This window comes from Microvirga ossetica (assembly GCF_002741015.1).
Lineage (GTDB): Bacteria > Pseudomonadota > Alphaproteobacteria > Rhizobiales > Beijerinckiaceae > Microvirga > Microvirga ossetica.
This window is the reverse complement of the sequence record NZ_CP016616.1, coordinates 3334087-3357188: the sequence shown is the minus strand read 5'-3', so window position 1 is coordinate 3357188 and position 23102 is coordinate 3334087. Positions and strand designations below refer to the sequence as shown.

At 63.5% G+C, this 23102-nt stretch carries 25 protein-coding genes; 10 read left to right on the top strand and 15 right to left on the bottom strand.

Translation table 11 applies throughout. The annotated features are described in order from the left end of the window. Positions 1-64: 64 nt before the first annotated feature. From BB934_RS15935 to BB934_RS15920, 4 genes are all read right to left on the bottom strand, one after another. Positions 65-3145, bottom strand: coding sequence for a hypothetical protein (locus tag BB934_RS15935; protein ID WP_157934192.1), 3081 nt, complete (start codon positions 3143-3145; stop codon positions 65-67). Between the two features lie 581 nt (positions 3146-3726). Then, on the bottom strand, positions 3727-4302 hold the full coding sequence (locus BB934_RS15930; protein ID WP_237050334.1) for an IS630 family transposase: 576 nt from the start codon (positions 4300-4302) through the stop codon (positions 3727-3729). Then, positions 4266-4688 (bottom strand): helix-turn-helix domain-containing protein, encoded by a 423-nt coding sequence (locus tag BB934_RS15925; protein ID WP_099510510.1) that lies wholly within the window; start codon positions 4686-4688, stop codon positions 4266-4268. The genes BB934_RS15930 and BB934_RS15925 overlap by 37 nt, the downstream gene beginning before the upstream one ends. A 511-nt stretch (positions 4689-5199) precedes the next feature. After that, positions 5200-5436, bottom strand: coding sequence for a hypothetical protein (locus tag BB934_RS15920; protein ID WP_157934190.1), 237 nt, complete (start codon positions 5434-5436; stop codon positions 5200-5202). A gap of 309 nt (positions 5437-5745) precedes the next feature. On the opposite strand from BB934_RS15920, the gene BB934_RS15915 reads away from it, so the two are divergent. The 4 genes from BB934_RS15915 to BB934_RS15900 are packed head-to-tail and all read left to right on the top strand — an operon-like array spanning position 5746 to position 8270. Further along, a complete protein-coding gene (locus tag BB934_RS15915; RefSeq protein WP_418294695.1) occupies positions 5746-6207 on the top strand; it encodes a Tat pathway signal protein in 462 nt (153 codons plus the stop codon). A 10-nt stretch (positions 6208-6217) separates the two neighbouring features. After that, complete coding sequence (locus tag BB934_RS15910) at positions 6218-6904, top strand: MotA/TolQ/ExbB proton channel family protein (RefSeq protein ID WP_099510508.1); 687 nt, start codon at positions 6218-6220, stop codon at positions 6902-6904. Then, on the top strand, positions 6904-7350 hold the full coding sequence (gene tolR / locus BB934_RS15905; protein WP_099510507.1) for a protein TolR: 447 nt from the start codon (positions 6904-6906) through the stop codon (positions 7348-7350). Before BB934_RS15910 ends, tolR begins: the two co-directional genes overlap by 1 nt. A 17-nt stretch (positions 7351-7367) precedes the next feature. Further along, entirely contained in the window at positions 7368-8270 is a 903-nt protein-coding gene (locus BB934_RS15900; RefSeq protein WP_099510506.1) for an energy transducer TonB family protein, read from the top strand. Between the two features lie 12 nt (positions 8271-8282). On the opposite strand, the gene BB934_RS15895 is transcribed toward BB934_RS15900, so the two are convergent. After that, positions 8283-9335, bottom strand: coding sequence for an RNA-guided endonuclease InsQ/TnpB family protein (locus BB934_RS15895; RefSeq protein WP_210422102.1), 1053 nt, complete (start codon positions 9333-9335; stop codon positions 8283-8285). Between the two features lie 402 nt (positions 9336-9737). Here BB934_RS15895 and BB934_RS15890 point away from each other — a divergent pair, with 402 nt between their 5' ends. Then, on the top strand, positions 9738-11342 hold the full coding sequence (locus BB934_RS15890) for an FAD-dependent oxidoreductase (protein ID WP_099510504.1): 1605 nt from the start codon (positions 9738-9740) through the stop codon (positions 11340-11342). Continuing rightward, positions 11339-11590: a DUF2783 domain-containing protein gene (locus BB934_RS15885; protein ID WP_099510503.1), complete on the top strand. Its 252-nt coding sequence runs from the start codon at positions 11339-11341 to the stop codon at positions 11588-11590. The genes BB934_RS15890 and BB934_RS15885 overlap by 4 nt, the downstream gene beginning before the upstream one ends. Here BB934_RS15885 and BB934_RS15880 read toward each other — a convergent pair. The 5 genes from BB934_RS15880 to BB934_RS15860 form a co-directional block, all read right to left on the bottom strand. Beyond that, positions 11572-12276, bottom strand: a complete 705-nt coding sequence (locus BB934_RS15880; protein WP_099510502.1) for an ABC transporter ATP-binding protein — start codon at positions 12274-12276, stop codon at positions 11572-11574. The two genes, BB934_RS15885 and BB934_RS15880, sit on opposite strands and share 19 nt — an antisense overlap. Then, the gene (locus BB934_RS15875; protein WP_099510501.1) at positions 12269-13051 is read right to left on the bottom strand and encodes an ABC transporter ATP-binding protein; all 783 of its coding nucleotides are present in this window, start codon (positions 13049-13051) and stop codon (positions 12269-12271) included. The genes BB934_RS15880 and BB934_RS15875 overlap by 8 nt, the downstream gene beginning before the upstream one ends. After that, positions 13048-13995: a branched-chain amino acid ABC transporter permease gene (locus BB934_RS15870; protein WP_099510500.1), complete on the bottom strand. Its 948-nt coding sequence runs from the start codon at positions 13993-13995 to the stop codon at positions 13048-13050. The genes BB934_RS15875 and BB934_RS15870 overlap by 4 nt, the downstream gene beginning before the upstream one ends. Positions 13996-13997: 2 nt before the next feature. Beyond that, entirely contained in the window at positions 13998-14870 is an 873-nt protein-coding gene (locus tag BB934_RS15865) for a branched-chain amino acid ABC transporter permease (protein ID WP_099510499.1), read from the bottom strand. Positions 14871-14947: 77 nt separating this feature from the next. Then, positions 14948-16069 (bottom strand): ABC transporter substrate-binding protein, encoded by a 1122-nt coding sequence (locus BB934_RS15860; protein WP_418294758.1) that lies wholly within the window; start codon positions 16067-16069, stop codon positions 14948-14950. A 270-nt stretch (positions 16070-16339) separates the two neighbouring features. Between BB934_RS15860 and paaG the strand changes: the two genes are divergently transcribed. The 4 genes from paaG to BB934_RS15840 are packed head-to-tail and all read left to right on the top strand — an operon-like array spanning position 16340 to position 19605. Beyond that, positions 16340-17131, top strand: a complete 792-nt coding sequence (gene paaG / locus BB934_RS15855) for a 2-(1,2-epoxy-1,2-dihydrophenyl)acetyl-CoA isomerase PaaG (RefSeq protein WP_099510497.1) — start codon at positions 16340-16342, stop codon at positions 17129-17131. Next, entirely contained in the window at positions 17131-17604 is a 474-nt protein-coding gene (gene paaI, locus BB934_RS15850; RefSeq protein WP_099510496.1) for a hydroxyphenylacetyl-CoA thioesterase PaaI, read from the top strand. Before paaG ends, paaI begins: the two co-directional genes overlap by 1 nt. A gap of 22 nt (positions 17605-17626) precedes the next feature. After that, positions 17627-18961, top strand: coding sequence for a phenylacetate--CoA ligase PaaK (gene paaK, locus BB934_RS15845; protein ID WP_099510495.1), 1335 nt, complete (start codon positions 17627-17629; stop codon positions 18959-18961). A gap of 8 nt (positions 18962-18969) precedes the next feature. Next, complete coding sequence (locus BB934_RS15840; RefSeq protein ID WP_099510494.1) at positions 18970-19605, top strand: TetR/AcrR family transcriptional regulator; 636 nt, start codon at positions 18970-18972, stop codon at positions 19603-19605. A gap of 6 nt (positions 19606-19611) precedes the next feature. On the opposite strand, the gene BB934_RS15835 is transcribed toward BB934_RS15840, so the two are convergent. Genes BB934_RS15835 through paaB form a run of 5 tightly spaced genes read right to left on the bottom strand, consistent with a single transcriptional unit; the run spans position 19612 to position 23100 of the window. Continuing rightward, entirely contained in the window at positions 19612-20415 is an 804-nt protein-coding gene (locus BB934_RS15835; RefSeq protein WP_099510493.1) for a Phenylacetic acid catabolic protein, read from the bottom strand. 16 nt (positions 20416-20431) lie between these two features. Next, positions 20432-21508: a 1,2-phenylacetyl-CoA epoxidase subunit PaaE gene (gene paaE, locus BB934_RS15830; RefSeq protein WP_099510492.1), complete on the bottom strand. Its 1077-nt coding sequence runs from the start codon at positions 21506-21508 to the stop codon at positions 20432-20434. A 17-nt stretch (positions 21509-21525) separates the two neighbouring features. After that, on the bottom strand, positions 21526-22038 hold the full coding sequence (gene paaD, locus BB934_RS15825; protein WP_099510491.1) for a 1,2-phenylacetyl-CoA epoxidase subunit PaaD: 513 nt from the start codon (positions 22036-22038) through the stop codon (positions 21526-21528). A gap of 13 nt (positions 22039-22051) precedes the next feature. After that, positions 22052-22810 carry a 1,2-phenylacetyl-CoA epoxidase subunit PaaC gene (paaC, locus tag BB934_RS15820; protein ID WP_099510490.1) on the bottom strand — a complete coding sequence of 253 codons (759 nt, stop codon included), beginning with the start codon at positions 22808-22810 and terminating at the stop codon, positions 22052-22054. Further along, positions 22810-23100: a 1,2-phenylacetyl-CoA epoxidase subunit PaaB gene (paaB, locus tag BB934_RS15815; protein WP_099510489.1), complete on the bottom strand. Its 291-nt coding sequence runs from the start codon at positions 23098-23100 to the stop codon at positions 22810-22812. The genes paaC and paaB overlap by 1 nt, the downstream gene beginning before the upstream one ends. Positions 23101-23102: the final 2 nt, after the last annotated feature.

Below are 23102 nucleotides of genomic sequence, written 5' to 3'. Positions count from 1 at the left end.
GCACCGTTTCTGCCTAAAACAAACCTCCCGGTGGCGCTGCCATCTCCGAAACGATACCCGTCCCTCAGGCAATCCCCGGCCACAGACGCGCCAGGGCCTCGGGGAGGCTGGCCGTCGGCGCCAGGGCCCGCAAGCGATGCACCCGCAGCACGGTGGCCGGGTCAGCCGGGTCCAGCGTCATCAGAAAGGCCAGGGCTTTGTTGAAGATGGTCTCGGCGAGACGCCGGCGCTCCTCCGCCACGTAGTCCAAATCAATGCCGGGCAGGAGCGGCCCTCGGTACAGCCGCAGGGCCTGGTCAAAGGCCGCCAACCGCGCGGCGGGGGCCAGGCGCGGGTGGCGCAGGCGCGCCACGGCGGCACGGAGCGCGGCCAGATCGGTGCCCACAGTGGCCAAGTTCAACTGGATATGGTCATTCTCCTGCACCACCGCGTCGGCGCCAACGAGCTTGCGCAGGCGATACAACGTGGTGCGCAGGGTGTGCATGGCGCGATCGCCGTCGAGGTCCGGCCACAGCTGATCCGCCACGAAGTCCTGGGCCAGCCCGCGGCCGTCGGCCGCGACCAGCAGCCACAACAGCTCGAGCGGCTTGCGCTGCGCCTTACCAGCACTTGCCCGGACGGGGTCCCCATCGCGGTCGATGGCAAAGCCACCCAGGCAGCGGATCTGGATCGGGTAAGGCCAGTCCTCATGGATGTGATCGTCGGCGGGTGGAGTCAGGCGCCAGAGCCCAACCAGCGCTCGCGTCACCCGCGCCTCGCTCCCCCGGTGCAGCGCAGCGTTAGCGAGCATGCTGAGAAAGGCACGATTCATGCCGCTCCATCGGCGCAGGCCCAGCCGGCCGGCGGCCTGCCCCAGGAGCTCCCACCCCTGGACAAAATCTTCCACCCGGCCGTCCGCATGGGCCAAAGCCACCTCGGCGAGATCGGCCTGCAGGTGGAACGCACTGCTGCGGGCTTGCTCAGCCAGGGTGCGCAGGGCTGCCAGGGTAGGGACGTCCGGCTCGCCCCGGGCGGCCCGTGCCATCACCAAGAGGGCGTACTGGGTCCCGAGATTCTGCACGTTGCCGATCTCTCGGGCACGGGCACAGGCCTGGGAGGCCTCTGACACCGCCGTGTCCGTATCGCCGGCGCTGAGCGCTACCGCCGCCCGCAGGTGGTGCAGGCTGGACAGATGGTCGGTGCAGCGCCAGCCTCGCCGGAACTGCTCATAGCTGTGGAGCGCGGCAACTGCGGCGGCATGATCGCCGTGCGCGGCAAAGGCCTGAGCCTCGATCCACGGCAGGATCGCCATGCGGGCTGTGAGACCCCATTTGCCGCCAAAAGCCCGCGCCTCCTCTCCCAACCGCCGCAGGGCGTCATCATCCCCGTCCCAGAAAGCCAGCCCCACGGCAGCGTAATACCAGAGGAGCTTTGTCACGGGAGGAACATCGGAGCGGTCGAGCAGGGGCTCGACCGCCGTCACATGCCCACGGGCTGCCACCAGATCGCCTCGCCACCAGAGACAGTAATGGGCCAGAATGCTCTCGACGGAAAATTGCAAGTCCGGCGGCAGAGTTGGCACCAAGGCCTGCAATTCGCTCTCCGCCTCCGGCCCCGCTGGGTGCGTGGGGTCGCCCATCAGGAGCGCAAGCCCGCGCGCCAGAAGAATCATCTGCCGGCTGCCCTCGGGCAACGCGCCGAGGCGACTGCACACGGGCGCGGTTTCCTCAACAAGATCAAGCAAGCGTCGGTCGATTGACCAATCCTCGATCGCCGCCCTGACCTCCCCGAACACTGCCGCGCCATACACAAACGGCTCGGCCTCGGGGTCGAGGCTGCGCCAGAGCTGACGGAAGGCTTCACGGGCAGCTGGAGGCCGGAGCGGCAAGCGGCCATAGGCGTGCCAGAGCCCAAGGATCGGCTCCTGGCGCATGGTCTCGGGTAGCAGGCCCAGGAGTTCCAGCAACTCGCGACTGTGGCCGGCTGCGTTAAGACGGGAGGCGTGCTCAAGCACCAGGCGCCGAGCCTCGTGCGGGGCATGCGCCTCCAGCATCAACCGCACGGCGGAAATCAGCTCCGCGCGCGCGGCCAGGACCTGCCCGGCCCGCAACCGGGCCTGTTGCAGAGCGCCAGAGGGTAGCCCCGTTGCGGCGGTCCTGAGCCACTCGTGAAGCAGGTCGTGCTTGCGCAAGGCCCCGTTCGCGAGGCGCGTCACCGCCCTCCCCCCAGCGGCTAACTCCGTCAGGATCGCAACAGCTTTTGCACCCCCGAGGATCTGCCACTCCGCGTCATCTCCCACCTGCAAAAATGCCGTTGCGAGCAGGGCCTCGTGTCCCTCCGCCCCATAGGCCCCGAGAAGGTGGGAGAATTGCGACGGAAAACCCGCCAGCCCTGGCCGGAGCGAGGAATGATCGAAGGACGCAGCGCTCAAGTCGGAAATCCAATGCCCCGCTTGGCGCAACCGCGCCACGAAGGCTTCGCGGGACAACCCGCGAAAAGCCATGCTGCCGCGGGCAAAATCCTCAAACTCCTCTGGATCGACCGTGAGATCTGTGATCCGCAGAAGCCGGGAGCGCGGCAGGGCAGACACGATGGCCTCGGGCGGATCCTGCCGGGATAGGCAAAGCGCGCGATCGCTGGCCCGAAGTGAGCCCGCGAGAACGCCTAGGATCAGCCAAGTGGCAGTGTCAGACGGCAGACGATGAACATCATCAAACACAAAGGCATAGGGGGCTCGTACCTCGGTGCCGAGCAGCGTCTCGAACCATCGGGTGGCCAGTTCCTCTGGGTTGAACAAGGCGCCAGGCTCGGGATCTTCCAGCAGGTCAACGGGGGCATCGGGCACCTGACCCAGGGCCCGCTTCAAGTGCTGGAAGAACGAGACCGGATCAGCATCAGTGTCATCCAGGCGGTACCAGACAGCATGCTCGCGGGATGCCGGTGCATCGTCGGAGTGCAGCCAGGTTGCTGCCAGGGAGGACTTTCCCGCGCCGGGGGGGGCGGTGACCCAAATCAGGCTCCGCGGCTGGGCTTGCTGAATTTGCGCGAAAAGCCGACGGCGAAAAACAAGTCCATAGCAGTCCGGCGGAACCAGTTTCGTGGGCAATGTCAGAAGGCCCACACCGCCGTTCAGTTGCCTAGCCTGTTGGTCTTCGCCTAGTCTCAAGAAATGCCCATCCATCCAGCAACTGCCCCGTTTGCTGCCTTGGCGTGAGGTCGAGGTGTCGACCAGTGCACTTCGAGATTGTCCCGCCCCTGAAAAGGAGATGCATGCTCCTTTCCTGCTTTTGCCCAAGAAGACACGAAAGTTCGTTTGAAAGCAAACTAAAGGTTGGGGGGTTATCTCGGTGCGACCGCGTGCATCAATGATTGATCATGATCCTCAGAAAGGAGGATCACAAAAATGGTTTCTCTGCATAGATGAGTTCAGTAGGATTGAGAAGAATCCGGGGCCCTGTTTTTTACCATTTTATCTGTTTTTACCATTTTATACTGACCAGAGCTGCTGGGCCTTTGGAGACGGAAGCCCACAGACGAGGAGTTGCGAATTGTCGTCCTCAAGCGAGTGATATGCTTTCGGTTCCCACCAACCACTCAAGTGCTGATCCCGGACGAGTAGAGTGATGGACGCATGCTCGCGTTCCTTCTTGACTGGAACCACCCGCGCCTGCACCCATAGCGAGGCCACGGTCAGCGGTTCGGAGTGAGCAGCTTGTTTGCCGGGCTGAGCCTAAAGCGCTTTTGGGATCAGTGTAGGGCATAGCCGGCATGCCTGATCCAGCCTCGGGCATCCTTTGCGGTGATGGTGTCGAGGGCGGGTTTGAGTTCCGCTTCCAAAGCTTCAAGAGTGCGAGGCGCTTTCGCCTTGAGCCGCTCTTTCATCTTGGCCCAGGCGGGCTCGATCGGGTTGAACTCCGGGGAATAGCGCGGCAGGTACAAAAGCCCGATCCCAGCCTGCGCGAGCAGGTCTCGCACTTCTGTGGCCCGATGCGGGCGCAGGTTGTCCAACACCAGAATGGCATCCGGCTTGGTGCGTTTGAGAGCCGGTACCAGGATTTGCTCGAGATAGGCCAAAAGCACGGAGGTCGAGGTCGAGGCCTCGATGCTCATCGTAGCGACCAGGCCCTCACAGGCGAGTGCGCCCAAGACCGTCAGCCGCTGCCACGAGCCGAGCGGGATGGAGCCATAGGCGCGTTGCCCACGTGGCGCTCGCGCATGAGTGCGGGCCATCTTGGTCGTCACTCCGCTCTCATCGAGGAACACCAGGCGTTCCACGGGAAGCTCGCTCATCTGCTGGCGATAGGCCTCGCGCTCGGCGGCAATCTCGGGCCGCTCCTGCTCGGCCGCCCGAAGGGTCTTTTTTTCGGACGCAGCTTGAGCCGCTTGAGCGCCTCGCAGATCACCGCCAGACACACCGTCACGCCCGTTCGCTCGGCCAGGCGCTCGCGGTACTCGCGCAGCAGCGCGTCATTGTCTTCGGCCACGAGCTGACGCAGCACCTCCAGAGCTGCTGCATCCAGGCGCGAGGGCACGCCGCCGCTGTGCGGCTTGGGACAGCGTCGGCCCTCCTCGCGCTCTTGGCGGCGCCAGTTCGAGACGGTGGCGGGGCAGACCTGGAAGCGGCGGGCAATCTCAACCTGAGGAAGGTCGCCACGCGCACAGGCGACAAGAACACGCTCACGCAGATCAGGAGAATAGGGCTGGGGCATGGTTTGCCTCCCGGGCCATATCCCAGTCAACGCACAGACCACCTGAAGCGATTCAAGTCCAGATCAAAAGCGCTTTAGCCTTGCCTGCGTGTGCTCGAGATGCTCTGGCCATGGCGATCTCCTGCGGGTCGGAACAGATCTTTCTGGCGCGCGTCTTTCGGCGTTGACACAAACACTTCCGGCCAGGGTGGAAGGCTCCTGATTGAATCTGATTCCGGGCCAGAGCGGCATTGGAAATTGCAGGAAATCCACCGCTTCGAGCCCACAATCCTGAGAAATCGGATCTCTCGGCGCGTCGGATCCCCCCAATCCAATCAAAGTGATCTGAAATCTTCACAGACGACCAAAGACGAGCGGGTCGCGGATGTACCGCCTCGTTTCGCTTTGGGATGCAGGGCATCGTGGGTTCTAGAGCAACCCGCCCAGCATTGGACTATGATTCGTCACGGGAAGTGCTTCTCAAACAACGAGATACCTGCGATGCGCTGGCTCCATCAGAACCGCCATTGCTCTAGCCGAGGACGTAGAAAGCCGCTCCGACGGCAGCAATCGCACCGACGAAAGCATAGGGATACCAAGTCGGAAAAGGTCTGTCGTGACCGTCGAAGCTCAAGTGTGATCTCCTGAATTCTGGATCGAGAATTTCCTCCTCGCCCGGCAAAATGGTATTTTCGTGGAATTCGTTCAGGCTGCTCACAACCGAGTGATCCCCGGTGTAGGAAAGCCAGGAAAGAGACGCGTCAGACATGCACTTACTGCAGAGCAGCGTGGCTAAACGCAAGAAAATTACTTTCAAATCCTTTTAAAGAAGCAAATTCTCCGTCGTTCTCAACGCTGTAGCGCCTGTTTTAGAACGCCTCTTATTTTTCCCTAAGCCCTTGATCCATCTGAATTCTTTCAGATATCTGATCCCATTGCCCACGGGAAACCTCTCGGCTTTGGGCATAAGACTGGACGCGCTGACCGACCACAATGCCGGCGCCCTCTTGCGAGGCGCCGCATGTGCGCATCGCGTCCGGTTGCCGTTTGCCTGCACAAGGAGAATGAGCGCATGGGCATGAGCACATGGAATGAGCCTGGATTCGCCGTCGGCAGCGTCTTGAGCTGCTTGGCGCTGCTCCTGCCCTTCACCGGGACGGCCCTGGCTCAGGACAAGGCGTCGGCTCAAAGCCCCCTGCGCATCGAGCTGAACAAAGTCGAAGCGGCCGGCGAGAGCTGCCGGACCTATTTCCTCATCGACAACCACAAGGGCGAGAGCTGGAAATCGCTGAAGCTCGACCTGTTCGCGCTCGACACCGACGGCGTCGCCGCCAAGAGGCTGGCCGTCGAAGTCGGCCCGGTGCCGCCCCGCAAGACGCTGATCAAGCTCTTCGATTTTCCTGGTCTCAGTTGCTCCCGGTTCGGGCGCGTTCTCCTCAACGACGTCCTGACCTGCGAAGGCACGACGGCATCCCGGGAGGATTGCCTGTCGGCGATCGAGACGGCGTCCAAGATCGACGCCATTTCCTTTGTAAAGTGAGATTACCCTGATGAACGAGATCGTTCCCGCAGCAGCGCACGACATGTCGTTTCTCGGCCTCTTCCTGCAGGCCGACCCCATCGTCAAAAGCGTCATGATCCTGCTGGTGCTGGCCTCCCTCGGCTGCTGGACCATTATCTTCGAGAAGCTCCTGCGCATCCGCAGCGTCCGCCGCCAGGCGCGCGCGTTCGAATCCGCCGCGCGCTCGGGCGAGAAGCTTCATCCGCAGATGGGCGGAGTCACGGGCCGGATCGTTGCCGCAGGTCATGAGGCCTGGCGCGATCAGGACGCCTCCGAGAGCCGCGCCGAGCGGCGGGAGCGGATCGAGCGGGCGATGCGGGCGGCCCTCTCGGTCGACATACGTCAGCTTCAGGTTGGATTGCCGTTTCTGGCCACCACGGGGTCGGCTGCGCCCTTCATCGGTCTGTTTGGAACGGTCTGGGGCATCATGAATTCGTTCTCGGCGATTGCCGCGAGCCAGGATACGAGCCTTTCGGTCGTGGCGCCCGGCATTGCCGAAGCCCTGTTCGCAACCGCCATCGGCCTCGTGGCCGCCATCCCGGCGGTAGTCGCCTACAACAAGCTCACCACGGACCTCGGCCGCCTGCAGCAATCTTTCGGCGCCGGCATCGTCGTCCTCGGCGATCGGCTCGCCCGTGACCGCAAGCCTCACGTTCGGGCGGAGGCTGCCGAATAATGGGCATGGGTTCTTTCCAGTCGCAGGACACCGACGACGAGTTCGGCGCTGCGCCGCTGTCCGAGATCAACGTCACGCCTCTCGTCGACGTGATGCTGGTGCTGCTCATCATCTTCATGGTGGCAGCCCCCCTCATGACGGTCGGCGTGCCCGTGCAGCTGCCGAAGACGGCGGCCGCGAAGGTGTCGCAGCCGAAGCAGCCTGTGGTGGTCAGCATCGATGCGCAGGGCCAGCCGTTTCTCGACAAGGAGCCTCTCGCGCCTGAAACCATGATGCCCCGCCTGCGTCAGCTCGCGAGCATGGATCCGACCCAGGTCGTCCTGGTTCGCGGCGACAGGGCCGTGCCGTATGGGCGCATCATCGAAATCATGGGGCAGATCAGCGCCGCGGGATTCAGCAAGGTGTCGCTGATCGCGCAGGCGCCGAGCGGACCGCCCGCCCAGTAGGACCTGCAGCACATCCGATGTCCGTTCAGTCCCTCAGACCGCCGCAGGAGCCGAGCCGGCTCGGATTGGCCTTTCTTACGGCGCTCCTGCTGCATGGCGCGGCGCTGACCGCCGTGACTCTTTGGCCGCACGACAAGGCGGACCTTCCGGGCGAGCAGGAAATCACGATCGATCTCGCTCCCGCCATGGAAGAGCTGGTGGCGGCTGCGCCGGAGGCGCTGGCAGCGCCGGAGATCCCACCCGTTGAGACTGAAGCCTTGCCGGTCGAGGCGGAGGCGGTCGAATCACAGCCGCCCGAGGAAATTGTCGAAGTTCAGCCTGAGGAGCCGGTCGAAGTTCAGGAACCTCAAGAGGTGACTGAAATGACGCCTGTCGAAGCGGTTCCGGCCGAGCCTGAAGCGATTGAGACGGAGACGGCCGTCGTTCTTCCTCCGCCCGATGCCGTGGTCGCAAAGCCGCTTGAGGAGCCTCCGCCGCCAGAGAAGAAACCGCCTCCAAAGCCGGTTGAACGCAAGCCGCCGCCGCGGCGCACCGTTGCCGAACGGAAGCCGCCTCCGTCGGAGCTTCGCCAGGGACAGGTATCGTCCTCGCGCGCGAATACCGGCGGCCAGGCAGCCGCGGCCGATCCGAACGTCTTGAACCGCTACAAGGCGAGCATCGTCTCGGCCCTGCGAAACCGGCTGCGCTATCCGAACATCGCGAGCAGCCAAGGCGTCACGGGCATCGCAACAATCCGATTCACGATGAGCCGCTCGGGGCAGATCATCAGCGCGTCCCTGGTCGACAGCGCCGGCCATCCGCAGCTGGATCAGGCTGCACTGGCAACCGCACGTCCTGGTTCATCATTGCCGGCCGCTCCGGATTCGATCCCGCAGCAGCAATTCACGTTCTCGGTACCGCTGCGCTTCAACCTTCGGTGATGCCTCCTCGGCCTAAAGGCCGAGGCTTCCAGGTCCCTTCAGACCCAGCGTCTCGCACCCGAGACGGGCAATGTTCAGCGCAGCATTTTGATCGCGGTCGTGTACCGACCCGCACTCGCTGCACACCCATTGCCTGAGCGCAAGACCCTCTCGACCTTGTGGGCCGCTGCGTGCATGGCACCTAGAACAGGTCTGCGTTGTATAGGCTTCATTCACCTCTGCAAAAGCAACTCCTGCGTGATCGCATTTGTAGTCAAGGAAGTTGCGCAGCATCGACCAGCTTACATCTACGGTCGCCTTGCCGGCGCCCGATGCGATCTGCCAGGTGGATGAGATGTTGCCGACAAATACGGCGCCGGCGCGGTTCACCACCGCCCGGGAGAACTTGTGGAGACCATCCTTCCTCCGGTTGGCGATCTTGGCATGGATCGTCTGAGCTTGGCGCTTGCGGCCCCGCCGCTGTGCCTCGGCCAGTTTGTCCTCAAGATCGCGGTAGAACCGCGCCTGGGGCAGCTCCGGACCGTCAGAGCACTTGGCTGCCACTTTGTGATTCAGATCGATGCCAACGATATGGGTCCGGTTCGTCGTCTGGCGCTCAACCTCACAGACGATGTTGCAGTACCAGCGACCCCGCGCATCCTGGGAGAAGTTGCCGGACTTGAACCGGCCCTGGATCTCCCGGTGTTTCCACAGCCGGATCTTGCGGCCGCGGAACAGCGCGATCGAGCCAATGATCTCGACATCCTGGTTCGTGAACGGGATCCAGCCAAGCGAGCGGCGCGCGCCACGGCTCACCCGCCAGCGGAGTTTCGGCCGGCCAACTTTCTTCCGCTTGTCGATGAACTCGTCGATGATCTCCTGGATCACCTGCGACGGCAGGCCGAGCTCCTTGCTGGCGCCCTTCGTCAAATCACGCAGCTGCTTCTTTGTGGCCCACTTCGGGCTGCGGCGCGCCGACCGCTCGCTGATCTCGTTGCAGAAGTTCCAGACTGTGTTGGTCGCGTTGCCCATTGCAACCAGATGCTTGCCGCTCGTCGCGTCTTTTACGCGATAGCTGAACGTCAAATAGGCGAGTTCTTGATCTGTTCGGACCATTGCTCTCGATATACGATCACAATGGCCAAGGTTCAAGAGATTTTGAATGCGGCTTCCGCCGCAGCACCTATCCATCCTCTCCCTGAAGTTGAGAGGGCTTTCGGTGCTATTTTACTAAGCCCCGGTGTTGACCGTCTGACGTGAACTTGACGGTTACATAATCGAACCTACCCTGCCCTTCGACTGCGCCAACCATCAGCGTTAATATCTGCCCCGGACATGAAGGGGCGGGCGTGGTTCGCGCTTTGCGACAGGGAGAACCGCCGTGGCCGGGAAGGTGTTTGAACCGTCGATGGACGATCTGTTGGGCATAGCCCTTCAATCCGTGAAGATCGGACCTTGCATCCGCTCATACATGCACGGAGAGGCAGCGTGACCGATCGCAAGGTTCTTTTTCAATTCGGCTATCGCCGCAGCCCGGACCAAGATAGTCCCTCCCCCGCTCGCCATCCCGTCATCGTCGCCGGCGCAGGCCCCGTTGGGCTCTGCACGGCCATCGATCTGGCCCAGCGCGGCGTGCCGGTGGTGCTGCTCGACGATGCCGACCGGATCGGCGAAGGATCGCGCGGCATCTGCTATGCCAAGCGCACGCTCGAAATCCTCGATCGGCTTGGCGTTGCCGAGCCATGCCTGGAGAAGGGCGTGACCTGGAAGCTCGGCAAAGTCTTTCAGCGTGACGAGCTGCTTTACGCCTTCGATCTTCTGCCCGAGGACGGGCACAAGATGCCGGCCTTCATCAATCTCCAGCAGTATTATCTCGAGCATGCGCTGGTGGAGCGCGCGGCGCAGCTGCCCAATCTCGACATCCGCTGGCGCAACAAGGTGATCGCTATTGAACGCCGCGACGACGGCGCCACACTTACGGTCGAGACGCCCGAGGAATCCTACGACACAGAAGCCGATTGGGTGGTGGCTGCGGACGGAGCGCGCTCATCCTTACGCGGCATGCTCGGTCTCGCCTTTCAGGGCGAGGTCTTCGAAGATCGCTTCCTGATCGCCGATGTGAAGATGCAGGGCGACTTTCCACCCGAGCGATGGTTCTGGTTCGATCCGCCGTTCCATGAGGGACGCTCTGCCCTGTTGCACAAACAGCCGGACGATGTCTGGCGCATCGATCTGCAGCTTGGATCCGATGCTGATGCGAAAGCCGAGCAGACACCGGAGCGCGTGATCCCCCGCCTTCGGCAGATGCTGGGGCATGACGATTTCTCGCTCGAATGGGTGTCCGTCTATACGTTCCAATGCCGCCACCTGGAACGCTTCGTGCATGGACGCGTGATCTTCGCAGGAGATGCCGCGCATCAGGTGTCGCCTTTCGGCGCACGCGGCGCCAATTCCGGCATCCAGGATGCGGAAAATCTCGCCTGGAAGCTCGCGCTCGTCGTCAAGGGCGAGGCGCCGGAGAGCCTGCTTACCACCTACGACCTCGAACGCTCCGCCGCAGCCGACGAGAACATCGGGCACTCGACCCGCTCGACCGACTTCATCGCCCCGCGCTCAGCCCAGGAGCTTCGCTTCCGCGATGCCACGCTCTCGCTCGCGCGCCATGCGCCCTTTGCCAAGAGGATGGTCAATTCGGGCAGGCTGTCGATGCCCTCGACTTACGAATCTCCATTGTCGACGCCGGATGCCGACACATGGTCCGGCTCCGCTCGCCTCGGCGCTCCGCTTCCCGATGCGCCGATGCGCGACCGCGACGGCAAGCCCATCTGGCTGCTCGAAGCGCTCGGCAACGAGGAGACGCTTCTGCACATGCCGAACGGCGAACCGCCGCCAGCAGGTTCGACCGTCATCGTCATCGGCAGGGACCTCATCGACGAGATGGGCCTTTTCGCGCAGCGCTTCGATGCACGTCCCGGCAGTACCTATCTCGTGCGCCCCGATCATCACCTCGCCGCGCGCTGGCGGCATGCGACGCCCGCGCGGATTGCAAAAGCCTCTCGCCGCCTCAGAGGCTTCGAGGGAGAACAAGCATGACGGCGCTGATCACGGAAAACCGCTTCGCCGATCCCGATCGGGCCTATCGCGCTCTCATCGAAGCCCATCGCGGATTGACGGACGAGGAGAGCGCCGCGCTCAACAGCCGCCTCGTGCTGATCCTCGCCAATCACATCGGCGATCATGCGGTGCTTCAAGAAGCGCTCGATCTGGCGAAGCGCCGTGACGAGCCTCGGGAGGACACTCCCGAGGCTGGGACACAAGCTGCTCAGTCGATGCCGAGATAAGCGGCCTTGACCTGCGGATCCGCGAGCAGCGCGGAGCCGGCGCCGCTATAGGCGACCTTGCCGGTTTCCAGCACATAACCGCGATCGGCGATCGCCAAGGCCGCGCTGGCATTCTGCTCGACCAGCAGCACGGTGATCCCATCCTTCTTCAGCGACACGATGGCGTCCAGGATCTGATCGACGAGGAGCGGCGACAGACCGAGCGACGGCTCGTCCAGAAGCAGAAGCTTGGGCCGCCCCATCAGCGCGCGGCCGATGGCCAGCATCTGCTGCTGGCCGCCCGACAGGCCGCCCGCTAGGAGGTGTCGCTTCTCGGCCAGCACCGGGAACATGGCGAAGATGCGGTCACGGTCCTGCTCAATGGCTTTGTCGCGCCGGCGATAGGCACCGAGCCGCAGGTTGTCCTCGACGGTCAGGGGTCCGAACACCTGCCGGCCTTCCGGTGACTGCGTGATGCCCAATTCGACCCGCAGATGCGGCGGCAGGCTATCGATCCGCTGGCCGTTGAAACGGATTTCCCCGCCCGTGACCGGCTGAACGCCCGAGAGCGCGCGCAGCAACGTCGTCTTTCCCGCGCCGTTCGAGCCGACCAGCGCTACGATCTCGCCGGTCTGGACATCGAGGCTGACGCCCTTGAGCACCTCGATGCGACCATAGGCGCTTCTCAGGTTTGCAACCTCAAGCACGGGCAGCCTCCCGTGCACCATGCTGTCCCAGATAAGCCTCGAGGACCCTCGGATCGTCGCGCACCTCGCGCGGGGTTCCTTCTGCCAGCGGCCGGCCGCGTTCGAGCACGAGGATCCTGTCGGAGATCTTCATGACGAGCTTCATGTCGTGCTCGACCAGCACGACAGCGACGCCTCTGTCGGCAACCTGCCGGATCAGGTGATCGATCTCTTCCGTCTCGACGGCATTGCAGCCGGCGGCCGGTTCATCGAGGAGAAGCACGCGCGGTTCGGCAGCGAGCGCGCGGGCGATCTCGAGACGCTTGCAGGCGCCGTAAGGCAGCGAACCGGCGGGAATATCCGCCGTATCCTTCAATCCGACATCTTCCAGAAGACCGAGCGCCATTGCCCGCGTCTCGCGATTCTGCCGCGTGACCGCCGATGTCCTGAACAGTGCCGGCAAGAGACTGCACTTCTCGCGCAAATGGCGGCCGACCATCACGTTCTCGCAAGCGGTCATGCGCTGGAAGATCTGCAGGTTCTGGAAGGTTCGCGAAAGACCGCGTGCCGCCAGCCTGTGGGGGGCAAGACCCGTCACGTCCTCGCCGGAAAGACGGATCGTGCCGCGGCTCGCCATGTAGACGCCGGACACGACGTTGAACAACGTCGTCTTGCCGGCGCCGTTCGGGCCGATGATCGACAGGATCTGCCCAGGACCGGCCGAGAAGCTCACGCCGTCGACGGCCTTCACGCCGCCGAAGGAGATGCCGATATCCGTCGCTTCGAGGATAGTCATGAGCGCGCCTTCCGGAGAAGCAGGCTTGAGAGGCTCGGCACGATGCCGTTGCGCATAAAGATCATCGCCACGATGATGATAAGGCCGAGCAGGAGATGCTCATATTCCTGGAACACCGTCAGCGCCTGCGGCAGGGTCACCAGCAAGGCCGCGCCGACGATGCTGCCGACGACCGACCCCAACCCGCCGAGCACGACCATGGTGACGAGCTCCACGGAGTGAAGGAAGCCGGCCTGATCCGGATTGATGAAGCCATTCATGAAGGCAAGGGCCGATCCTGCCAGCGAGGCATAGACGGCGGCGATCACGAAGGCCTGCAGCTTGAACCGGGCGACATCGACGCCCACCACCTGGGCCGCCACTTCGCTGTCGTGCAGCGCGCGGAAGGCCCGCCCCGTCGGCGTCTCGTCGAGATTGAGCGCAATCCAGGTGCCGACGAGCAGGAGGCCGCCCGTCACCCAGTACCAGGTATAGGATCCGCTGACCCGCCAGCCGAACAGGCTCAGCCTTTCGACGGGCATGCCATCGGGTCCACCGGTCCAGCGGCTCTCCGTGGTGATGACGAGCGCGACGAGCACTCCGAGGCCCAGGGTGGCGATGGCAAGATAATGCCCTTTGAGCCGCAGGATCGGGCGCCCGACAAGATAGGCGAGAGCCGCCGAGAGCACCGCTCCGATGAGCAGCGCGGCCCAGGACGGAATGCCGAGATGCGTCGGGCCGATAGCAACCGCATAGGCGCCGATGCCGAAGAACGCCGCATGCCCGAGGCTGACCTGTCCCGCCTGTCCCATGAGAATGTTCAGCCCGACGGCGGCAAGCGCGGACACCCACACGAGCGATGCCACGCGGAAATAGTAGCTTGAGGGAAAGACGAACGGGAGAACCGCGATCACCACCGCCAGAAGAGCGAGCGTGAGGAAGCGCTGGTTCGCGAGAGCACGCATTTCTATACCCTCTCCACCATACGGCGCCCGAACAGGCCTTGAGGTGCGGCGAACAGCACGATGAGAATGACCAGGAAGGCAAAGGCATCCTTGTAGGTGGAGCTGAGATAGCCGGCGCCGAACGCCTCCAGCAGTCCGAGCAGGAGCCCGCCGACGACCGCACCGATGGGATTGCCCATGCCGCCCAGCATCGCAGCCGCAAAGCCCTTCAGGGCGAGCAATGTGCCGACATCGTAGCTCGTCAGGGTGATCGGCGTTACGAGAATGCCGGCAATCGCGCCGATGGCGGCGGAGCCACCGAAGGCCAGCGCCATGATGGTCGTGGTGTTGATGCCGACCAGCCGCGCCGCAAGCCGGTTCGCCGCGGTGGCAAGAACCGCCTTGCCCGTGATGGTGTGCTCAAGGAAGACGTAAAGCGCCAGCACGACGATGGCGGTCCCGCCAAGCACCCAGAAGCTCTGCGGCTGGACCGCTGCGCCCAGGATGTCGATCGGGCTGTCGCCTGTGAAGGCCGGCAACTTGTGAAACTGCTTGTCGAAGACGATGGCGGCGAGGCCGCGCAGCAGGATCGATGCGCCGATGGTGATGATGATGAGCGTCACGGCGGACGCGCCCCGGGCAGGCTCGATGGCCAGGCGATGCAGCAGGAGTCCGATGACCACGGCAGCCACGATGGCGATCAGAGCTGCCAGCGGCAGCGGGATGCCGGCAGCATAGGCAAAGACGGTGCCCATGCCGCCCAGCATCACGAACTCGCCCTGCGCGAAGTTTACGACGCCAGACGCGTTGTAGATCAGGGTGAAGCCGAGCGCGACCAGGGCATAGACGGCTCCCACCGTCAGTCCGGAGAAGAGAAACTGGAGGAACTCGGCCATGCTGCTGTCCCACAACCTTCAGGTTGCCGAACGGGAGGCACCAATCGGCCTCCCGTCCGATAGGTTCTCGCGAGAAATCAGCTTCCCGATGCTGCAAGGTTCCAGTCGCCGCCCTTGATCTCGAGCATGCGGAACGCCGAGAGGTCGAGGCCGAGATGGTCGGTGCCCGACATGCTCACGATGCCGCCGGTGCCGACGAAGCCCTTGGTCTTCTCGATCTCGTCGCGGATCTTCTGCGGGTCGGTGGAATTCGCGCGCTTCATGGCCTCGACCAGGATGAACAGCCCGTCATAGGCATGGCCGCCGAAGGTCGAGACCGGCTGCTTCGTAGCGCCCTCATAGGCCTGCTTGTATTCCGTCACGACTTTCTTCTGCGGGTCGCTGTCGGGCAGCTTGTCGCCGACGAGGAGCGCTGCCGCTGGCAGCCTGACTCCTTCGGCCGCAGCACCCGCGAGCTCGATGAAGCTCTTCGAGGCGACACCGTGGCTCTGGTAGAACGGGATGGCGTTCATGCCGAGCTGGGCGTAGTTGCGGGTCACGATGGCCGGGCCCTGGCCGAAGCCCGGATTGACCACGGCCTGTACGCCGGCGGTGTTCTTGATCTTCGTGAGCTGAGCCGTCATGTCGCTGTCGCGCGGGCCATAGGTCTCGTCGCTGACGATCTGAACGCCGTAGTTCGGCGCGGCCTTCACGCATTGCGCGCGCATGGAAGCGCCGAACCCGTCCGTGCCGGAGATCATGCCGATCTTGGTGAGGTTGCGCTTCTTCAGATCCTCGAAGATCTTCTCGCAGGCCATCTTGTCCGTATGCGGCGTCTTGAAGACGAACTTGCGCACGGGATCGACCACCTCGATGGCGCCGGCGAGCGAGATGAACGGAACCTTCGCCTCTTCGAAAACCGGGATCATCGCCATGGTAGAGCCGGTCGTCGTGCCGCCGACCATGGCGATGACCTCGTCGTCTTCAAGAAGGCGCGTCGCGAAGGTGCGCGCCTTGTTGGCATCGCCGCCGTCGTCGTAGATCACGAGCTCGATCTTCTTGCCGCCGATGCCGCCGGCCGCATTGATCTTGTCGGCATAGAGCCGCAGCGTCTTGTCCTCCGGCTCGCCGAGGAATGACGACGGTCCGGTGACCGAGAGAACGGATCCGATCTTGATGGTGTCCTGCGCAAGCGCGCCGTGGGAGACGCCAAGGGCCATGACGCTGGTGGCCAGCAGGGTCTTGAGATTTGCCTTCGCGTTCATCTGTTTCCTCCGGGTTTCGTTATCGTTTGTCGTTCTTATTGTTGCGCAATGGATCGGGCCGCCAAGAGCCGGCTGATCATTGCGGTGCGGCGTTACCCCGGGAAGGGCCGAGCTTTGGCTCATTGACGCCTTTTCGTCATCAATATAATTGACCGGACGGTTGGTCAATAGTAAACAAGTCGCAAGAGCAGCCGTTTGCTTCAACAAAATTCCCGGGAGGGCCTGGTGGAGAACGACGTCATCCTCATCGACCGGCGGGACGGATATCGGGTCATCACCCTCAACCGCCCGGATCGATTGAATTCGTTCAACGAGACGATGCACGCGGCCCTAATGGGTGCCCTCCTCGATGCGGAAGCCGATCCTGAGTGCCGCGCGCTCGTCCTGACCGGTGCCGGGCGCGGGTTCTGCGCCGGCCAGGATCTGTCCGACCGCGTCTTCAGCCCGGGCCAGGTGCCGGATCTCTCTTCCACCATCGAGCGGTTCTACAATCCCCTCGTGCGCAAGCTCCGGGCGCTGCAGATGCCGGTGATCGGTGCCGTCAACGGCGTCGCGGCCGGTGCGGGCGCCAATATTGCGCTGGCCTGCGACATCGTCCTCGCATCCCGCTCGGCAAAGTTCATCCAAGCCTTCGCGAAGCTCGGCCTCGTGCCCGATTCGGGCGGGACCTGGTTCCTGCCGCGGCTCGTCGGGCCGGCACGGGCCCGCGCCCTCGCGCTCCTCGCCGACCCCGTCACGGCAGAGCAGGCGGAAGCCTGGGGCATGATCTGGAAATGCGTCGACGACACGGCCCTGCTAGACGAGGCGCATCGCCTCGCCGCGCATTTCGCGACGCAGCCGACGATCGGCCTCGGCTTCATCAAGCAGGCCCTCGACGCATCCGAGACGAACGATCTCGACCGCCAACTCGATCTGGAACGGGACCTGCAGGGACAGGCGGGCCGCACGCCCGATTACCTGGAGGGCGTCACGGCCTTCTTCGAGAAGCGGCAACCCATATTCAGCGGAAGAACTTGATGGATACGCGGCCAACCCCTTCCAGAACCGACCCGCTCGAAATCGCCCAGGCCTGTGCCGAGACCATGTGGGCCGAGGATCGGGCGAGCCAGGGCCTCGGCATGGCGGTCGAGCGCATCTCTCCCGGCGAGGCGATCCTCACCATGACCATCCGCGCGGAGATGACGAACGGCCACGGCATCTGCCATGGCGGTTTCATCTTCACGCTCGCCGACTCGGCCTTCGCGTTCGCCTGCAACACCTACGATCAGCGCACGGTCGCCCAGCATTGCGCCGTGACGTTCCTGCAGCCCGGGCGGCGCGGCGACACGCTCAAGGCCCACGCCGTAGAGCGCAACCGCTCCGGCCGTTCGGGCATCTACGATGTGACCGTCCGCAATGGGAAAGGTGAAATCGTCGCCGAATTCCGCGGTCACTCGCGCACCATTTCCGGCACGCTTCTTACGCCAAAGAACGATAACAGCGGCCAATAAGAAAAACGATTGGGAGGTTCCCGTGCTTCAGATCCCACTCCGCAAGCTTTCCGAACTCAAGCCTCAAGCGGCCCAGCTTGACAGCATCGAGCTGGCGTCGCGAGACGAGCTCACCAATCTGCAGCGCGAGCGCCTCGCCTGGACCCTGCGCCACGCCTACGAGAACGTGCCACACTACAAGGCGAAGTTCGACGCAGCGGGCGTTCACCCGGACGACTTCAAGGACCTGAAGGACCTCTCCAAGTTCCCGTTCACCACCAAGGCCGATCTGCGCGACAACTACCCCTTCGGCATGTTCGCCGTACCGCAGAACCAGATCTCTCGGGTGCACGGGTCGTCGGGCACCACCGGTAAACCGACCGTCGTCGGCTACACGAAGCGCGACATCGACATCTGGGCCGACGTGGTGGCCCGCTCGATCCGGGCCAGCGGCGCACGTCCGGGCATGAAGGTGCACGTGGCCTATGGCTATGGCCTCTTCACCGGCGGATTGGGCGCGCATTACGGCGCAGAGCGCCTCGGCTGCATGGTCATTCCCATGTCGGGCGGCATGACCGAGCGGCAGGTGCAGCTGATACAGGATTTTCAGCCGGATATCATCATGGTCACGCCGTCCTACATGCTGGCGATCCTCGACGAGTTCCGCAAGCAGGGCCTCGATCCGCGAAAGTCGTCGCTGAAGGTCGGCATCTTCGGTGCCGAGCCCTGGACGAACGCCATGCGCGGGGAGATCGAGGAGGCCTTCGACATTCACGCGGTCGACATCTACGGCCTCTCCGAGGTGATGGGGCCGGGCGTCGCCTGCGAGTGCGTCGAAACCAAGGACGGGCTCCACATCTGGGAAGACCATTTTTACCCTGAGGTGATCGATCCGCTGACCGGCGCCGTCCTGCCTGACGGCGAGGAAGGCGAGCTTGTCTTCACTTCGCTGACCAAGGAAGCGATGCCGGTCATACGCTACCGCACCCGCGACCTGACGCGTCTCCTGCCCGGCACCGCGCGGACCATGCGCCGCATGGAGAAGGTGACAGGCCGCACCGACGACATGATGATCATCCGCGGTGTGAACGTTTTCCCCAGCCAGATCGAGGAGAAGCTTCTGGCGATCCCGGCCCTCTCCGGACATTACCAGATCGTGCTGAGCCGCGAGGGGCGTATGGATCAGGTGGAAATCAAGGCTGAGATCCGGCCCGAATCCGATTACCCGGAGACCCGCAAGGCGGCTGCCGAGCGGCTCGGGCAGGCGATCAAGGATACCATTGGCATCACGGCTCGGGTAAATGTGCTCGACCCTGAAGGAATCGAACGCTCGCTCGGCAAGGCAAGACGGGTAATCGACCGCAGACCGAAAGAATAGACCAACCCATGGCACGCACTCGCGCCACCGATTACGACGACAAGCGCCGGGCGATCCTCGATCGCTCGGCCGAACTCTTTGCCGAGCACGGTTACGACCGTGCCTCGATGAGCAAGATCGCTGAAGCCTGCGGCGTCTCGAAGGCCAATCTTTACCACTACTACAAGGACAAGGAAGAGCTGCTCTTCGACGTCATCCGGTTCCACCTCGAGGAATTGCTCGAAGTGGTTGAGGCGGCCGACAGACCCGACCTCGCCCCGGAGGCTCGCCTCAAGGAGCTCGTCAACGCCCTTCTCGAAGCCTACCGCGACGCGGACGCCCAGCACAGCGTGCAGATCAACGGGCTTCGCCTCTTGCCGAGCGACCGGCAGGCCGAATTGAAGGCGATGGAACGCGATCTGGTGAAGATCTTTTCCGATGCGGTCGCGGGAGTGGCGCCGCAGATCAGGAACACCAAGCTGCTCAAGCCAGTGACCATGTCGCTCTTCGGCATGATCAACTGGCATTATCTCTGGTTCAAGAGCACCGGCGAGGTGACGCGTGCCGATTATGCCGAGCTTGTCTCGCAGCTGATCGTCGACGGCACCCGCAATCTCCATGCGGAGCCAGTCGCCTCATCGCGGCATGTGAGCGCTGCCGAATAGCGGTCATCACTGCAGCGAGACCTGGCCGTCGATCTCCATCGATGCATGCCCTGGAGCGTTCAGGCCAAATCCGGACAGGATCGGATGAACGAGGTTCTGCCATTGCGCAATGAGCTCTTCCCGGCCCTTCTGACGCAGACTGTATTTTCGATGCTGCGCGAAATGGTCCGAACTCGTGCTGCCGAAGCTGTCGGCGACACGCGAATACCAGTAGTTCACCGAGGCTTGGGCGTCGGTCGGATCGTGCCCCCCGTCGAGGGCTGCCCTGAGCCCATGCTCCCCGAGCTCCGCGTGGCGTTTCTCGACAGGCAGGATGTCCGACAATGCGTCAGCGAGCGGCTGGTAGGAGCCGCGGGTCAGCTCTTCGAGCTGCACCACCGTCGCCTGCCCCATCAGGCAGTTCATGACCACGGAATCGACCCAGCCGTTAATCGGGTAGTGAAACACGTTGAGGCGCATGTCACCGTCCATGCGCCGCGTGCCGAGGTTGACGCTGCGGTCGAGGCGCGCCGCCCAGGGATGGGCGCCGACATACTGGGCGGTGTTAGCGCCGAACTGCTCCATCAGGTCCAGAACCTGCCGCGCATGGTTGAACTTGTCGAAGACGATGCGCGTCGCCGTGATGCGCTCCTTCAGGCCGGGAGCGAGATTGATGCAGTCGGCGAAGCCGGAGGCGCCCGCCATTTCCGAATCGACGAAGATCGCCATCAGGCGCATGAGCTCGCCGCGGTAACGGGGCGTGACGTTGTCGGGCGCGCTCAACCGGCCACCGCCGGTTACGAAGCTGACGAGGCCTTCTTCATCGACCATGGGATCGGCTCCCCTATCACTTGTCGAAATCGACCAGGATCTTGTCGCTCACCGGATAGCTCTGGCAGGTCAGGATATAGCCGCGGGCGATCTCGTAATCCTCGAGCGCGAAATTCGCATCCATGTCGACCTCGCCCTCGACGAGCATCGCCCGGCAGGTGGAGCAGACCCCGCCCTTGCAGGCATAGGGGAGCTCCATCCCCTCGTGCATGGCGGCATCAAGCACCGAAGCCGTGCCTTTCTCGAAGGACAGGGTGCGCGCACGCCCGTCGATGACGATCGTGGCTTCGCACAGGTTCTTGCGGTCCTCGGCCGCCGCCTTCTCGGGCCTGCGCTGGCGGCGCCCCGGAGTCGAGGTGGCAAACAGCTCGAACTTGATCTGCCGCTTGTCGAGACCATGCTCCTCCAGGCTCTGGGCAACACCCAGCATCATGTCCTGCGGCCCGCAGATGAAAGCCGTGTCGATGGACGAGGCGTCGATCCAATGGTCGAGAAGCTGGTCGCATTTCTCCTTGGACAGGCGCCCGTTGAAGAGGTCTATGTCCTGCTGCTCGCGGCTGAGGATATGAATGAGACTGAAGCGGTCGAGATGCTCGTTCTTGAGATCCTCAAGCTCCTCGCGGAACATGATCGAGCTTGAGGCGCGGTTGCCGTAGAACAGGGTGAAGGAGGATTGCGGCTCGGCGACGAGCGTCGTCTTGACGATGCTGAGCAGCGGCGTGATCCCGCTGCCGGCGGCAAAGCCCACGAAATGTCGCTTGCGGGCCTGATCGAGCGGCACGAAGAAATTGCCCATGGGCGGCATGGCTTCGATGATCTGCCCCGGAGACAATTGCTCGCTCGCCCAGTTCGAGAACGCACCGCCGGCGATCTTCTTGATGCCGACCCGCAGCGTACCGTCCGTCGGCGCGGCGCAGATGGAATATGAGCGCCGGACCTCATCGCCGTCGATCTGAGTGCGCAGTGTCAGATACTGCCCCGGCGAGAAATGGAACGCGTCCCTGTGCTCCTGCGGCACATCGAGGGTGAGGACGATGGCGTCTCGGGTCTCGCGCCTCACATCGGCGACGGTGACGGGGTAGAACCTGGTCATGGAGCGTCCGCTCGTTGTCAAATGCACTTGAAATAGTCAAACGGTTCTAGGCACGCGCGGCACTGGTATTGTGCCTTGCATGGGGTCGAGCCGAATTCACTGATCCGGGCCGTGTCTTCGGAACTGCAGCGCGGACAGGCGATCGTCAGAGGCTTGCGCAGGAAGCGGTCGAAAGGCGAAGGCTTGTCCGCATTCTCGGCCGGCGGTGCGATGCCATAGGCCTGGAGCCGCTGCCGCCCTTCCTGGGTGATCCAATCCGTCGTCCAGGGCGGCGAAAGGCGGCGCTCGATGCGCAGGTTCTCGATCCCCTTCGCCCGCAAGGCCATCTCGATATCGAGCCCGATTACGCTGGTCGCAGGGCAACCGGAATAGGTCGGCGTGATCGCGACCACGAGTTCTTCGCCGATCCAGCGCACATCGCGGACAATGCCGAGATCCATCACCGAGACTGCCGGCACCTCCGGATCGGGAACGTCTCCGAGCCAGATTCTGATCTCATCCAGATCCGGCCGTGTCAGGCTGTCCGTCATAGCATCCGGCTCCTCACCATGTCGCGTTGGGATAGGCCCGCTGCAGGAACTGGAGATCGGCCAGGATGTAGCCGAGATGCTCGGAATGGATGCCGCGCTTTCCGCCCTGCTGCGCCCATCCCGGCTGCGGCAGGATCAGCGTCGCCTCCTCGACCGTCGCGCGCACGAGGCCGAGCCAGGGCTCGTGCAGCGTCGCGAGATCCGGCCCCAAGCCTTCGCCAGCGATCGCCTGGTCGATCTCATCGGATTCGAACAGCTCGCCGGTATACATCCAGAGATCGTCAATGGCGGCCTGCATCCGGCGATGGCTCTCCTCCGTGCCGTCGCCCAGGCGCAGCACCCAGTCGCGGCTCCGCTCCAGATGATAGGTCACTTCCTTGAGGCCCTTCGCCGCGATCTCCGCGACACGGCTATCCTTGGAGCCGGAGAGATCGCGCAGCAGCAGGTAATGCCAGGCATCGAAATAGAACTGGCGCGCCATGGTCATGGCAAAATCGCCGTTCGGCTGCTCGACTAGAAGCACATTGCGGAAATCGCGCGCGTCGCGCAGATAGGCAAGCTTGTCGGCATCCCGCCCTTTGCCTTCCACCTCGCCCGCGAGGTTCAGCCAGAGCTGTGTCTGGCCGATAAGATCGAGGGCGACATTGGAGAGCGCCAGATCCTCTTCGAGCGCAGGCGAATGCCCGCACCATTCCGAAAGGCGATGACCCAGGATCAGGGCATTGTCGCTGAGGCGCAGCAGATATTCGAAGAGCGCATTCTGCCCGGTCATCACATATGCCCCAGCTCTTCGGGAATGTCATAGAAGGTCGGGTGGCGATAGACTTTGCTATTGGCGGGATCGAAGAGCGGCCCCTTCTCGCTCGGCGAGCTTGCTGCAATATCGGACGCTCTCACGACCCAGATACTTACGCCCTCGTTGCGGCGCGTATAGACGTCGCGCGCATTCATGATCGCCATCTCCGCATCCGGCGCGTGCAGGCTGCCGACATGCCGGTGAGACAGGCCGTGCTGGCTGCGGATGAAGACCTCCCAGAGAGGCCATTCCTTCTTGTCGATCATCG

Bases quoted from the DNA above. Each gene is read 5' to 3' on its own strand.
- BB934_RS15925 (WP_099510510.1), bottom strand. From the start codon at position 4,688: ATGCCCCAGCCCTATTCTCCTGATCTGCGTGAGCGTGTTCTTGTCGCC.
- BB934_RS15920 (WP_157934190.1), bottom strand. From the start codon at position 5,436: ATGTCTGACGCGTCTCTTTCCTGGCTTTCCTACACCGGGGATCACTCG.
- BB934_RS15915 (WP_418294695.1), top strand. From the start codon at position 5,746: ATGAGCACATGGAATGAGCCTGGATTCGCCGTCGGCAGCGTCTTGAGC.
- BB934_RS15910 (WP_099510508.1), top strand. From the start codon at position 6,218: ATGAACGAGATCGTTCCCGCAGCAGCGCACGACATGTCGTTTCTCGGC.
- tolR (WP_099510507.1), top strand. From the start codon at position 6,904: ATGGGCATGGGTTCTTTCCAGTCGCAGGACACCGACGACGAGTTCGGC.
- BB934_RS15900 (WP_099510506.1), top strand. From the start codon at position 7,368: ATGTCCGTTCAGTCCCTCAGACCGCCGCAGGAGCCGAGCCGGCTCGGA.
- BB934_RS15885 (WP_099510503.1), top strand. From the start codon at position 11,339: ATGACGGCGCTGATCACGGAAAACCGCTTCGCCGATCCCGATCGGGCC.
- BB934_RS15875 (WP_099510501.1), bottom strand. From the start codon at position 13,051: ATGACTATCCTCGAAGCGACGGATATCGGCATCTCCTTCGGCGGCGTG.
- BB934_RS15870 (WP_099510500.1), bottom strand. From the start codon at position 13,995: ATGCGTGCTCTCGCGAACCAGCGCTTCCTCACGCTCGCTCTTCTGGCG.
- BB934_RS15865 (WP_099510499.1), bottom strand. From the start codon at position 14,870: ATGGCCGAGTTCCTCCAGTTTCTCTTCTCCGGACTGACGGTGGGAGCC.
- BB934_RS15860 (WP_418294758.1), bottom strand. From the start codon at position 16,069: ATGGCCCTTGGCGTCTCCCACGGCGCGCTTGCGCAGGACACCATCAAG.
- paaI (WP_099510496.1), top strand. From the start codon at position 17,131: ATGGATACGCGGCCAACCCCTTCCAGAACCGACCCGCTCGAAATCGCC.
- BB934_RS15840 (WP_099510494.1), top strand. From the start codon at position 18,970: ATGGCACGCACTCGCGCCACCGATTACGACGACAAGCGCCGGGCGATC.
- BB934_RS15835 (WP_099510493.1), bottom strand. From the start codon at position 20,415: ATGGTCGATGAAGAAGGCCTCGTCAGCTTCGTAACCGGCGGTGGCCGG.
- paaE (WP_099510492.1), bottom strand. From the start codon at position 21,508: ATGACCAGGTTCTACCCCGTCACCGTCGCCGATGTGAGGCGCGAGACC.
- paaD (WP_099510491.1), bottom strand. From the start codon at position 22,038: ATGACGGACAGCCTGACACGGCCGGATCTGGATGAGATCAGAATCTGG.
- paaC (WP_099510490.1), bottom strand. From the start codon at position 22,810: ATGACCGGGCAGAATGCGCTCTTCGAATATCTGCTGCGCCTCAGCGAC.
- paaB (WP_099510489.1), bottom strand. From the start codon at position 23,100: ATGATCGACAAGAAGGAATGGCCTCTCTGGGAGGTCTTCATCCGCAGC.